Source organism: Stenotrophomonas sp. NA06056 (genome assembly GCF_013364355.1).
Lineage (GTDB): Bacteria > Pseudomonadota > Gammaproteobacteria > Xanthomonadales > Xanthomonadaceae > Stenotrophomonas.
Genome location: NZ_CP054931.1, coordinates 2,865,394 through 2,878,347, shown reverse-complemented (window position 1 = coordinate 2,878,347; position 12,954 = coordinate 2,865,394). Strand labels below are relative to the sequence as shown.

Here is a 12,954-nt window from a genome sequence, read left to right as displayed (position 1 = left end):
CCGGGCATCCGCCCGGCTCTTTTTTGTATCCGACGTCAGGAAGCGATCACGCCGCTTCGTACGTGCCGTAGCTGCGCAGGCGCTTGTAGCGCTGGTCCAGCAGCTGTTCGGTGGACAGCGCATCCAGCGCCTCCAGCTCGTTCAGCAGCACGGCCTTCAGGCGCTTGGCCATCTGCGTCGGGTTGCGGTGGGCGCCGCCGGTCGGCTCGCGCACGACCTTGTCGACCAGGCCCAGGCCCTTCAGGCGCGGCGCGGTCAGGCCCAATTGCTCGGCGGCGTCCTTGGCCTTGCCGGCGTCCTTCCACAGGATCGAGGCGCAGCCCTCCGGGGTGATGGTCGAGTACACCGCGTACTCCAGCATCACGGTGCGGTCGCCCACGCCCAGCGCCAGCGCGCCGCCGGAGCCACCTTCACCGATCACGGTGCAGATGATCGGCACTTTCAGCTCGGCCATCTCGATCAGGTTGCGCGCGATTGCTTCGGACTGGCCGCGCGACTCGGCGTCGATGCCCGGCCAGGCGCCGGCGGTATCGATCAGGGTCAGCACCGGCAGGCCGAAACGCTCGGCCATCTTCATCAGGCGCAGCGCCTTGCGGTAGCCCTCGGGCTTGGGCATGCCGAAGTTGCGCTTGATCTTTTCCTTGGTGTCGCGGCCCTTCTGGTGGCCGATGACCATCACCGAGCGACCGTTGATACGGGCCAGGCCGCCCATGATCGCCTTGTCGTCGGCGAAGGCACGGTCGCCGGCCAGTTCCTGGAACTCATCGAAGATGACGCGGATGTAGTCGGCGGTGTACGGGCGCGACGGGTGGCGTGCCAGCTGCAGCACCTGCCACGAGGTCAGGTTGCGGAAGATCTGTGCGGTGCGTACGCGCAGCTTGTCCTGCAACGCGTGCACTTCGGCCTCGACATTGACCGCCGGCCCGGCACTGGCGTTGCGCAGTTCCTGGATCTTGGCTTCCAGGTCGGCGATGGGTTGCTCGAAGTCGAGGTAGTTCGGATTCATCGGAAGCCGTCGTGTAAAGAAGAGGGGAATTCTAGCCGAATGCGCAGGAACGGCCCGTACGCCTTCGTCTGGAAACCGACGGTAGCGCAGTGGGGGCCGGCGGCGCCAGTCGGGCCGCCGGCCGCCGGTTCAGGGCAGGACCAGCGCGCTGCGCGCCATTTCGGTGCTGCGGATCGTCACGAAGTCGTTGTAGGCCTGGTTGGCCGCCACCGGCAGCTTCGCACCCAGTGTCATGGTCGCCTGTGTGAAGGCCATCTGCGCCTGGAAGTCTTCCTTGCGCAGGGCCTTCTGCTCGCTGGCCGTGCTGGCCTTCAGCCAGCGGGCATAGATGTCGCGCACGGGACCGGCATGGGCCTCGAAGGCCGGGTCCAGCGCGGGCAGCGCCGGCGCTGGTTCCAGCGTGTAGGCCGGGGCCACGTAGCCGGCGGGCTGCTCGCGCTTGTAGGCACCGGGTTCGCCCATGCTGGCCTCGATGTAAGTGATGAATTCCGGCGCGGTGAAGATCTTGGTGCTGATCCTGCCACCGGTCGAATCCACGTGGGCAACCACCTGCTCGTCGGGGAACGGCTCGCGGACACCGAAGTTCCAGGTCTTGTCGATGAACAGGCCATGGTGCTTTTCGAACGGTCCCTTGAACTCGACACCCCCCAGCTCGATGCCCAGGCCGCTGACGCCGAAGTTCTTCAGCTTGTCCTCGCCGGTCACATAGATCTCGCGCGCGGTCACGTATTCGCTGAGGCTGGGATTGATCAGGCCACCGCGGCCATCGGCGTAGACGATGAAGCGCACGTCGCCCAGGCGGTCGGTATGCAGATGATGTTCGCCAGCAGCGAGGCTGATCGGCCGCGATGCATGTGCGGCGACCGGCAGGTCCTTGCCGTCGATGCTGATCGCCAGCGGCGCATCGGTCGGGTTGTCGATCTCGAAATCGACCTTGGAGGAACAGCCGGCCAGCGCAAGCGCGGCCACCATTGGCAACAACAGGTTCTTCATTGCGGGCAATCGTCCTTGACGTATGCAGCGGGAAAACGGAAACGGAGTCGGGCCAGCCTCAGCTGGCCCATGGCGGGCTGTAGCGCACCTTCAGCGTGCGCACGGCCGGTTCGGCGCGCAGCGCCTCCATCAGCTTGGAATCGACACGCACCGCGCTCTGCCCGGAAACATCGAGCATGCCGGCGATGCCGCCGTCCGGGCCCTTCAGCAACAGGTCCAGGCGCAGCGGCGTGCGGCCGGGGCGATGGCGATCGAGCAGGGCGTCGATGCGCTCCCATACCGGGCGCTGCTGGCGCAGGTCCAGCCGCAGCGACAGGCGCGTGGCGTAGTTCGCGCAGACCTCGTCGAAGTCCCAGCACTGGCGGATGCGCAGTGCGAAGCCACCATTGAATTCGTCTTCGCGCAGGCCGCCCTTGACCACCAGGATCCGGTCCTTGGTCATCAGGTGGCCGAACTCGGCCATGGCATCGGAGAACGCGCTGCATTCGACGCGGCCACGACCATCTTCCAGCTGGATGAAGATCTGGCTCTCGCCCTTGCGGCGCACGCCGACCACCTGGCCGGCAAGCACGGTCTGCACTTCGGGGCGCCAGCGTTTTTCGCCGCCCCCCGTATTGCTGTTGGCGCTCCAGATCTTTTCCACCGAGCCGAGGTCGGTACCGACCAGATCGCGCACGTCATCGCGCCAGGGATCGAACGGGTGGCCGCTGAGGTAGAAGCCCAGCGTGTCGCGCTCGCCGTTGAGGCGCTGCAGCAACGGCCATTCGTCGGTTTCCTGCAGCTCCAGATGGATGGCCTGCACGCCCGGCTCGGGGCCGCCGAACAGCGAGTTCTGGCCAGACGCACGCTCGCGCGCCATCTGTTCGGTGGCCTTGATCACTTCCGGCAGCTGCAGCATCAGCGAGGCACGGTTGTGGCCCAGCTCATCCAGCGCACCGCAGTTGATCATCGCTTCCAGCGTGCGCCGGTTGAGCTTGGCCGAACCGATTCGGGTGCAGAAGTCGAGCAGATCGGTGTAGTCGCCGCCGCGCAGGCGCTCGTCCACTACCGCTTCGCAGGCCCCTTGGCCGACGCCCTTGATCGCGCCCAGGCCGTACTGGATCGTGTCCGGCGTGGATGCTTCAAACATGAAGGCGGACTGGTTCACCTTCGGCGGCAGCACGGTCAGGCCGAGGTTGCGCACCTCGTCCAGGAAGCCGACCACCTTTTCGGTGTTGTCCATGTCCGAAGACAGCGTCGCGGCCATGAACTCGGCCGGGTAATGGCGCTTGAGCCAGGCCGTCTGATAACTGACCAGGGCGTAGGCGGCAGCGTGCGACTTGTTGAAGCCGTAGCCGGCGAACTTCTCCATCAGGTCGAAGATCGCATCGGCCTTGGCTTCGCCGACGCCATCCTTGGCCGCACCTTCGCGGAAGATCTCGCGGTGCTTGGCCATTTCCGCCGGCACCTTCTTGCCCATCGCACGGCGCAGCAGGTCGGCGCCGCCCAGCGAGTAGCCGCCGACGATCTGCGCCATCTGCATCACCTGCTCCTGGTACACCATGATGCCGTAGGTGTCGCGCAGGATGCGCTCGGTGCGCGGATCGGGATACTCCACGTCTTCGCGCCCGTGCTTGCGGTCGACGAAGGAGGGAATCAGGTCCATGGGGCCTGGGCGATACAGCGACACCAGTGCGATCAGGTCTTCGAACCGGTCGGGCTTGGCATCCTTCAGCAGGCGGCGCATGCCCGAGGATTCAAACTGGAACACCGCACCGGTATTGCCCGAGGCGAAGATGTCCTTGTAAGTGGGCGCATCGTCCAGCGGCAGCTGGGTGATGTCCACCGGCGGAATGCCGGCGCGCTCGTGGCGCTTGTTGATCGCCTTCACCGCCCAGTCGATGATCGTCAGCGTGCGCAGGCCGAGGAAGTCGAACTTCACCAGGCCGACTTCTTCCACGTCGTTCTTGTCGAACTGGGTGACCGGGTTCTTGCCGCGGCCTTCCTCATCGTGTTCGGCGAACAGCGGGCAGAATTCGGCCAGCGGCTCGGGCGCGATGACCACGCCACCGGCGTGCTTGCCGGCGTTGCGGGTGAGGTCTTCCAGCTGCCGCGCCAGGTCGATCAGGTCGCGGACATCGTCCTCGCTCTGGTAGCGCTGGATCAGCTCGGGCGAGGCCATCTCGCTGTCCTTGCCTTCACCCATCGCGTCCTTCAGCGAGATGCCGAGGATGTTCGGGATCAGCTTGGCGACGCCATCGACCAGGCCATAGGGGAAGCCGAGCACGCGGCCGGAGTCGCGCACCACCGCCTTGGCCGCCATGGTGCCGTAGGTGATGATCTGGCTGACCCGCTCGCGACCATACTTGCGCGCGACGTAGTCGATGACTTCGTCGCGGCGGTCCATGCAGAAGTCGATGTCGAAGTCGGGCATCGACACGCGTTCGGGGTTGAGGAAGCGCTCGAACAGCAGGTTGTACGGCAGCGGGTCCAGATCGGTGATCTGCAGCGCCCACGCCACCAGCGAGCCGGCACCGGAACCACGGCCTGGTCCGATCGGGATGCCCTGCGCTTTGCCCCACTGGATGAAGTCCGCCACGATCAGGAAGTAGCCGGGGAAACCCATCTTGATGATGGTGTCCAGCTCGAACTCGAGGCGGTCGCTGTAATCCTGCGCGGTCATGCCGGGCGCGATGGGGTTTTTTTCCAGGCGTGCGGCCAGGCCCTTGCGCGATTCGCTGCGGATCCAGCTGTCCAGCGTTTCCTCGTCGGGCACCGGATAGTCGGGCAGGAAGTAGGTGCCCAATCGCATCTCGATGTTGCAGCGCTCCGCCAGCGCCAGCGTGTTGTCGATCGCATCGGGGATGTCGGCGAACAGCGCGCACATTTCCTCGGCCGACTTCAGGTACTGCTGGTCGCTGTACTCGCGTGGGCGCTTGGGGTCATCCAGCACGCGGCCGGTGGAGATGCACACGCGCGCTTCGTGCGCGTTGAAATCGGACGGCGACAGGAAGCGGACATCGTTGCTGGCGATCACCGGCAGCCCGCGCTGACCAGCCGCCATCAGCGCGAACTGATTGAAGTTTTCTTCGCCGTCACGACCGGTGCGGGTCAGCTCCAGGTGCAGGCCATCGCCGAACACGCGCTGCCAGTCGGCCAGCTGCTGTTCGGCCAGGTCGTGCTTGCCATCCAGGGCCAGGCGACCCGCCAGGCTGTCACGGCCGGCCAGCGCGAACAGGCTGGCGTTGCCGGCCTTCAGCCAATCCGGGTGCACGGCCACGCCGCCTTCGGGGCGATGGCCTTCCATCCATGCCCGGGTCAGCAGCCGCGACAGGCTCAGGTAGCCCTCACGGTCGCGGCACAGCAGGGTCATCCGCCACGGGTCCTGGCCTTCCTCGGCGATCATCACGTCGGCGCCGGCGATGGGCTTGATGCCCACGCCTTCGGCGGCCTTGTAGAACTTGACCAGGGCGAACAGGTTGTTGAGGTCGGTCACCGCCAGCGCAGGCAGGCCGAGTTCGACCGAGCGCGACAGCAGGTTGGCCTGCTTGGCCTTCTTCGGGTCCGCCTGGTCCGGCTTGGCCGGCACACGGATGGTGGAGTCCGCCAGCGAGAACTCGGTGTGGACGTGGAGATGTACGAAGCGGGAGTTGGACATGCCGGACCAGGTTGGAGCGCGCAGGCCCCGGGTGCAGACGCGGGAATCGTCGCCGGGGTCGGGAAGCGCTGGAGTGCCCGGTCAGGGTAGCGAGGGCAGGGGGTTGCGACAAGGCTTGACGGTGGGCGATATCGCATTCGCGCTATCGCTTCCCACGGTTCGCAGGCGAACCGCGGGCCCCGTCTCAGCATGCTTCCAGACCCCTGCGCCCTTGGCGCGTCCCCCTGACTCAGGGGGACTCTTCCCCAGCCGGATTGCAGCGGCCGTTCAGGCGATCGCGATGGAGGCGGCCACAGCCGGCGGCGCTTCCAGGCACTCGCGCACAGGGGCGAAGCTGCGCCGGTGCTCAGCGCACGGACCGTGCTCACGCAGGGCGGCCAGATGCGCCGGGGTGCCGTAGCCCTTGTGCTGGTCGAAGCCGTACTGCGGATAGCGTGCGTGCAGGTCCAGCATGTAGCGGTCGCGCGAGACCTTGGCGAGGATCGAGGCCGCCATGATCGCGCGATCGATGCCATCGCCGCCGACCAGCGCCTGCGCCGGCAGCACCAGGCCCTTGGGCACCACGTTGCCATCGATGCGGGCGAAGCCTGCCACATGGGCCACCGCCGCGACGACATCGCGCATGCCCTGCAGCGTGGCTTGATAGATGTTCAGTCGATCGATGGCTTCCACGTCCACCAGCACCACGTGCCAGGCCAGGGCGCGGTCGAGGATGCGGTCATGCAGCTGCTCGCGGCGGGCCGCGGTCAGCTGCTTGGAATCATCCAGACCGTTCAGTCGTGGCCGCTGCGGATCGAATACCACCGCGGCCACTGCCACGGGGCCAGCCAGTGGTCCCCGGCCGGCTTCGTCGACACCGGCGATGCGGTGGTCGGCGTCGATCACCGCGGCGCCATCAAACAGGGCCAGGCTGGCCGCTGCGGCATGGCGGCGGCTCATGCCTTTTCCTGGCCGCGGACCAGCAGTTCGCCGACAGCATCGGCTGCGCGCGCCGAGGCATTGCGGCGCAGGCGTTCATGCAGGCGCGCGTAGGTGCCCTGCAGGTCGGCGATCCGCTGTGGGTGGTCGAACCACTGTTGGACGGCGGCGGCCAGTTTCTCGGGCGTGCAGTCGTGCTGCATCAGCTCAGGCGCCAGATCCTGGCCGGCAAGGATATTGGGCAGCGCGAAGCGGTCGACCTTGATCAGCCCCAACGCCTTCACCAGACGGTACGTCAGCTCGTTGACCCGGTAGCCGACGACCATCGGTCGCTTCACCAGCATCGCTTCCAGTGTGGCGGTGCCGGAGGCCAGCACCACCACGTCGGCGGCGATCATTGCGCTGCGCGCCTGGCCATCCAGTACATGTGAATAGGCCACCGGCAGCGCCGAACGTGACAGCTGCTCCTCGATCAGGCGACGGCAGGCCGCATTGGCCGCCGGCACCACCACGTGCAGGCCGGGAATGCGCTCGGACACCTGCCAGGCGGCCTCGAAGAAGGCCTCGCCGAGCTTGGAGATCTCCCCCAGGCGACTGCCGGGAAGTACGGCCAGTACCTTGGCCGAGGCGGGCAGGCCGAGTTCGATCCGGGCTGCATCACGGTCGACGTGCAGCGGAATGTCATCGGCCATCGGATGGCCGACAAAACGCGCGTCAATGCCATGCTTGGCGTAGATCGGTGGTTCCATCGGGAACAGGCACAGCACCAGGTCGGCACTGCTGCCGATCTTCTCGGCACGTTTCTCGCGCCATGCCCATACCGAAGGGCTGACGTAGTGCACGGTGCGCACGCCACGCTGTTTCAGCCAGCGTTCGATGCCCAGGTTGAAGTCGGGAGCGTCGATGCCGATGAACACATCCGGCTGCCACTCCAGCGCACGCTGGCGGAAGGCCGAACGCAGCTTCAGCAGGCGCGGCAGGTGACGCAGCACTTCGGTCAGGCCCATCACCGCCAGTTCGCTGGCATCGTGCCAGGTCTGGCAGCCGGCGCTGCGCATGGCATCGCCGCCGATGCCGGCGAATTCGGCATGCGGGAAGCGGGCCTTCAATTCGCGTATCAGGCCCGCGCCGAGCAGGTCGCCGGAGGCTTCACCTGCGACCAGCGCGATCCGCAACGGGCGATCGCTCAGCACCCGATGGGCAGGTACGCTGCCGGCCATCGAGGCCAACGAAATCACCTCGGCGCCGGCCGGCGCCTGGCCGGTCGCGCTGCTCATCGCAGCAGATGCCTCTCGGTGTGTTCGATGAAGTCCAGCATCGACTTGACGTCGTCGCTGTCGCGCGCCTGCTCGGCCAGCTGCGCCTTTGCTTCGGCCAGCGGCAGGCCCGCCACGTACAGCGTGCGGTAGGCACGCTTGATGGCGGTGATGCGTTCGGGATCGAAGCCGCGGCGCTTCAGGCCCTCGCTGTTGATGCCGCGCGGGCGGCCCAGCGAATCGGTGCCGACCATGGTGAACGGGGGCACGTCGCCATTGGTCAGCGCGCCCATGCCGAGGAAGGCATGCGCACCGATGCGGCAGAACTGATGCGCGCCGGCGAAGCCGCTGATGATCACGTAGTCACCCACGGTCACGTGGCCGGCCAGCGTGGTGTTGTTGGAGAACACGCAGAAGTTGCCGACATGGCAATCGTGGGCCACGTGCGTGTAGGCCAGCATCCAGTTGTCATCGCCGATGGTGGTGATGCCGCCGCCGCCGCCGGTGCCACGGTTGAGGGTGACGAATTCGCGGAACACGTTGCGGTCGCCGATCACCAGTTCGGTACGTTCACCGGCGTACTTCTTGTCCTGCGGCTCGCCACCGACCGCGACATGGCCGATGAAACGGTTGTCGCGGCCGATCCGTGTCGGGCCGTTGATGCTGCAATGCGGACCGACCTCGGTGCCGGCGCCGATCTCGACGTCCGGCCCGATGATCGTGAACGCGCCCACGCGGACGTCGTCGGCCAGTCGTGCCGACGGATCGATCACGGCGGTGGGATGGATCAGGGGGGCGTTGTCGCTCATCTCGGTCCTCCGGCCAGGGTCATTCGCGGGTGCCGGCGCACAGCACCTCGGCACAGGCGACGACTTCGCCGTCGACCTTGGCCACGCAGTCATACACGGCCATGTTGCGGATCACGCGCTTGATCTCCACGTGCATTTCCAGCACGTCGCCCGGCACCACCTGTTTGGTGAAGCGGGCCTTGTCGACCTTGACCATGTAGAACAGCTTGGACTGCGAATCGCGGCCCAGGGTGAGCTGGGTCAGCACGCCGCCGGCCTGGGCCATGGCTTCGATGATCAGCACGCCTGGCATGATCGGCTGGTTGGGGAAATGGCCCTGGAAGAACGGCTCGTTGATGCTGACGTTCTTGGTCGCCACGATCGTGCGCTTTTCGTAGTCGATCGACAGGACCTTGTCGACCAGCAGGAACGGGTAACGGTGCGGCAGCAGCGCCTGGATCTGCGTCATGTCCGGCAGGGTCTGGGGGTGGCTCATTCTTTCTCCTTGCTCACAGACAGGATGCGACGGGCCAGTGCATCGAGCTGCTTGAAGCGCGCGGCATTCTTGCGCCACGTGCGGTTGTCGGTAAGGGGGGTGCCGGAGGAATACTCGCCCGGCTCGGTGATGGAGTTGCGGACCACCGATTTGCCGGTGATCACGACCTTGTCGCAGATTTCCAGATGACCGACGACGCCGACGGCGCCGCCGAGCAGGCAGTAGCGGCCGATCTTGGCGCTGCCGGCAATACCGGTGCAGCCTGCGATGGCCGAGTGCGCGCCGATCTGCACGTTGTGTGCGATCTGCACCAGGTTGTCCAGGCGGACGTCCTCGGCCAGCACGGTGTCTTCCAGGGCGCCACGGTCAACACAGGTATTGGCGCCGATCTCGCAGTCGTCGCCGATGCGCACGCCACCAAGCTGCGGCACCTTGATCCATTTGCCAGCGTCCATTGCCAGGCCGAAGCCATCGGCGCCCAGCACGGCGCCGGGATGGATGCGCACGCGCTTGCCCAGCTTCACGCGGGTGACCAGGGTAACGCGCGCGATCAGCTCGCAACCGCTGTCGAGGGTGCAGTCTTCGCCGATGATGCTGCCGGCGCCGATGATGCAGTTCTCGCCGATGACGCTGCGTGCGCCAATGGTGACGAACGGACCGACGTGGGCGCTGGCGGCAACCTGCGCCTGCGGATCGATCACCGCGCTGGGGTGGATGCCGGGCGGGCGGGTCGGGGCGATGTCGAACAGTGCACCGATCTTGGCAAAGGTGGTGTAAGGGTCCTTGGCCACCAGCGCGGTGCCGGGAGCCGCGTCGGCATCCTCGGCGCGCAGCACCACGATGCCAGCCTGGCTGTCGGCCAGCTGGGCGCGGTAGCGCGGATTGGCAAGGAAGGTCAGCTGGCCGGCACCGGCATGGGCGAGGGTGGCCACGCCATGGATGGCGGTGCTCGGGTCGCCATGGACCTGCAGGCCGAACTGATCGGCGAGTTGCTGGGCGGTGTAGGTAGGAGTATTCACGGCGGGAGTTTAACGTGTGACGCCATTGCGGTCATGCGGGAGCAAAAGCCGGCGCCTGGTTGATCCGTGGGGCGATGGCGCAGGGGGCTGCCCAGGACACGCCGTAAACCCATCCCTGGGGGCTCGATGGCGCCATCCATGGCGCCAACGGTCCTGGTCAGCCCCCTGCGCCATCACCGGATGGTCTCCCGCGCGCGCGGATCCAACGTCCACAGTCGCCTGCAGCGCCGAGCCATACTCGGCTCACCGCGCGTCGGCGTGCGCTTCAATAACGAAAACGCCGGGCAATGCCCGGCGATTCGAGACCCGTCTGGTGGAGAGCCCCCCTTTGTTAAGGGGGGCGCGCCAGCGGCGCGGGGGATAGGGAGCAGGATAGGCCCCGCGGTTTGCATCGCAAACCGTGGGAACGTTTGGTGGCCAGTTAGAACTGGCCACCAAACGTAAATTGCAGACGCTCGATCTCGTCGCCGTCCTTCTTCTTCAGCGGGAACGCATAGCTGATCGAAATCGGGCCGACCGGGGCGCGCCACAGCAGGGCCACACCGGTGGACACGCGCAGTTCATTGGCCTTGAAGTTGTCGGTGCCGTTGTAGACGTTGCCGAAGTCGACGAAGGCCGACACGCGGGCCGACGGGCTGTCGAACAGGCGCGGGAAGTAGGCTTCGACCGAACCGACGGTCTTCAGCGAACCGCCCAGCGGCTGGCCGTTCGGGTAACCCTGGGTGACTTCGCGCGGACCGAGGGTGTTGTCCTCGAAACCACGCACCGAGTTGGTACCACCGGCGTAGAAGTTCTCGTAGAACGGCAGGCCTGACGCGGTAACGGTACGGGTGGTGCCGTCGCCGTTGTCGATCACGCGGGTCTTGTCATTGCCGTAGGCATCACCGTAGCCGATTTCGGCGCGGGTATTGATCACCAGCGAGGGGATGATCGGCCAGTACTTGCTGATCTGGTAGTTCAGCTTGTAGTACTCGATGGTCGAACCCGGCAGGGTGGTTTCCAGGCCCACGCGCTGGTAGGTACCGCGGGTCGGCATGAAGTAGTCGTTGCGCGAGTCACGCGCCCAGCCCAGTTCCGTGCGCCATGCATGGAAGGTACGGCTGCCGACGGCATCGATGTAGTCGATGATCGACTTCGGCGTCGAGCCCGGATAGGTGGTGATCTGGTTGCTGTCGATGCCGAACATCAGCGAGACGGTGTCGGTCTCGGTGATCGGCACGCCGAACACCACCTGCGCCGAACCATTGGTGCTGTTGTACTGCGCGGTGTTGAAGTCGGAGTAGTCCAGTTCGCGCCAGGACAGGTTGTAGCCCAGCGACACGCCGTCATCGGTGAAGTACGGGTTGGTGTAGCTGAAACCGTAGCGCTGCAGGTAGCTGCTGCGCGAGGCTTCGACCGACACGCGGTTGCCGCCGCCCAGGAAGTTGTTCTGCGACAGCTGCACCGAGGTGGTCATGCCGTAGGACTGCGAATAGCCCAGGCCGAACACGAAGCTGCCCGAGGTGGTTTCCTTGACGTTGTAGACGACGTCGACCTGGTCGTTGCTGCCGCTGACGGCCGGGGTCTCGACTTCCACGCCTTCGAAGTAGCCCAGGCGCTGCAGGCGGATCTTGGAGCGGTCGATCGCGGCCTGCGAGTACCAGCTGTTCTCGAACTGGCGCATTTCGCGACGCATCACTTCGTCGGAGGTGCGGGTGTTGCCCTTGAAGATGATGCGACGGACGGTCACGCGCGGGCCGGGCACGACCTGCATGTTGACCGCCACGGTCTGCTCGGCGCGGTTGGTGGTCGGAATCGGGTTCACCTTGGCGAAGGCGTAACCGATGTTGGACAGCGAGTTGGTGATCGAGTCGGAGCTGAATTCCAGCAGCGCACGCGAGAACGTGTCGCCGGACTTCTGCACGACCATGCGCTCGACGTCTTCCTGCGGCAGGATCGTGTCGCCGCTGACCTTGATCTCGGAGATCTTGTACTGGTCACCTTCGGTCACGCCGGCGGTGATGAACATGTCGCGCTTGTCGGGGCTGATCGAGACCTGTGTGGAGTCGATGCTGAAGTCGACGTAGCCGCGGTCCAGGTACCAGGAGTTGAGCTTCTCCAGGTCGCCGGACAGCTTTTCCTTGGAGTACTGGTCGTCACGGCGATACCACGACGCCCAGTTGTGCTCCTTGGACTCCCAGTACTCCAGGATGTCCTTGCTCTCGAACTTCTCGGTGCCGACGATGTTGACGTGGCGGATCTTGGCCGCTTTGCCTTCCTTGATGGCGATGGCGATGTCGACACGGTTGCGGTCCAGCGGGCTCACCGTCGGGGTGATGTCGACGGTGTACTTGCCACGATCGTTGTACTGGCGGCGAAGTTCCTGGGTCACGCGGTCCAGGCTCAGGCGATCAAAGGTGCCGCCTTCGGTCAGGCCGATGTCGGACAGGCCCTTGAGCAGCTGGTCGGACTTGATGTCCTTGTTGCCGGTGACGGTCAGCTTGTTGATCGCCGGACGTTCCTTGACGGTCACCACCAGGATGCTGCCCTGGCGATCCAGCTGCACGTCTTCAAAGAAGCCGGTCTTGTACAGGGCGCGGATGGTCTCGCCGACCTTGCTGTCGGTGACCGTCTCGCCACGCTCGACCGGCAGGTAGGTGAACACCGTACCGGAGCTGATGCGCTGCAGGCCGTCGACGCGGATGTCGCTGACAGTGAAGGGCTCGGCTGCCTGGGCCAGGGCGGGAGCGCCGGTGACGGCGGCGAGGGCGAGGGCCAGCAGGCGGCGATTGGGGAGTCGCGTCATGTCACGTCCGGTAGGAAGGTCGATTTCATTGGTAAGGGATGCCGACGCTGTAGACG

Annotated in this window: 9 protein-coding genes; all 9 read right to left on the bottom strand. The window is 65.9% G+C overall.

Annotation, left to right across the window (positions count from 1 at the left end; all coding sequences use genetic code 11):
* Positions 1-46: 46 nt before the first annotated feature.
* On the bottom strand, positions 47-1,006 hold the full coding sequence (locus HUT07_RS12925) for an acetyl-CoA carboxylase carboxyltransferase subunit alpha (RefSeq protein ID WP_176021263.1): 960 nt from the start codon (positions 1,004-1,006) through the stop codon (positions 47-49).
* Positions 1,007-1,135: 129 nt separating this feature from the next.
* Positions 1,136-1,999, bottom strand: a complete 864-nt coding sequence (locus HUT07_RS12920; protein ID WP_176021262.1) for a hypothetical protein — start codon at positions 1,997-1,999, stop codon at positions 1,136-1,138.
* 58 nt (positions 2,000-2,057) lie between these two features.
* Positions 2,058-5,636, bottom strand: a complete 3,579-nt coding sequence (gene dnaE / locus HUT07_RS12915; RefSeq protein WP_176021261.1) for a DNA polymerase III subunit alpha — start codon at positions 5,634-5,636, stop codon at positions 2,058-2,060.
* A gap of 267 nt (positions 5,637-5,903) precedes the next feature.
* On the bottom strand, positions 5,904-6,575 hold the full coding sequence (locus tag HUT07_RS12910) for a ribonuclease HII (RefSeq protein ID WP_176021260.1): 672 nt from the start codon (positions 6,573-6,575) through the stop codon (positions 5,904-5,906).
* A complete protein-coding gene (lpxB, locus tag HUT07_RS12905; RefSeq protein ID WP_254898935.1) occupies positions 6,572-7,774 on the bottom strand; it encodes a lipid-A-disaccharide synthase in 1,203 nt (400 codons plus the stop codon). The genes HUT07_RS12910 and lpxB overlap by 4 nt, the downstream gene beginning before the upstream one ends.
* Before the next feature lie 53 nt (positions 7,775-7,827).
* A complete protein-coding gene (gene lpxA, locus HUT07_RS12900) occupies positions 7,828-8,619 on the bottom strand; it encodes an acyl-ACP--UDP-N-acetylglucosamine O-acyltransferase (RefSeq protein WP_176021258.1) in 792 nt (263 codons plus the stop codon).
* A 19-nt stretch (positions 8,620-8,638) separates the two neighbouring features.
* A complete protein-coding gene (gene fabZ / locus HUT07_RS12895) occupies positions 8,639-9,094 on the bottom strand; it encodes a 3-hydroxyacyl-ACP dehydratase FabZ (RefSeq protein WP_176021257.1) in 456 nt (151 codons plus the stop codon).
* Positions 9,091-10,113: a UDP-3-O-(3-hydroxymyristoyl)glucosamine N-acyltransferase gene (gene lpxD, locus HUT07_RS12890; protein WP_093817747.1), complete on the bottom strand. Its 1,023-nt coding sequence runs from the start codon at positions 10,111-10,113 to the stop codon at positions 9,091-9,093. Before lpxD ends, fabZ begins: the two co-directional genes overlap by 4 nt.
* Positions 10,114-10,534: 421 nt before the next feature.
* Entirely contained in the window at positions 10,535-12,898 is a 2,364-nt protein-coding gene (gene bamA / locus HUT07_RS12885; RefSeq protein WP_176021256.1) for an outer membrane protein assembly factor BamA, read from the bottom strand.
* Positions 12,899-12,954: the final 56 nt, after the last annotated feature.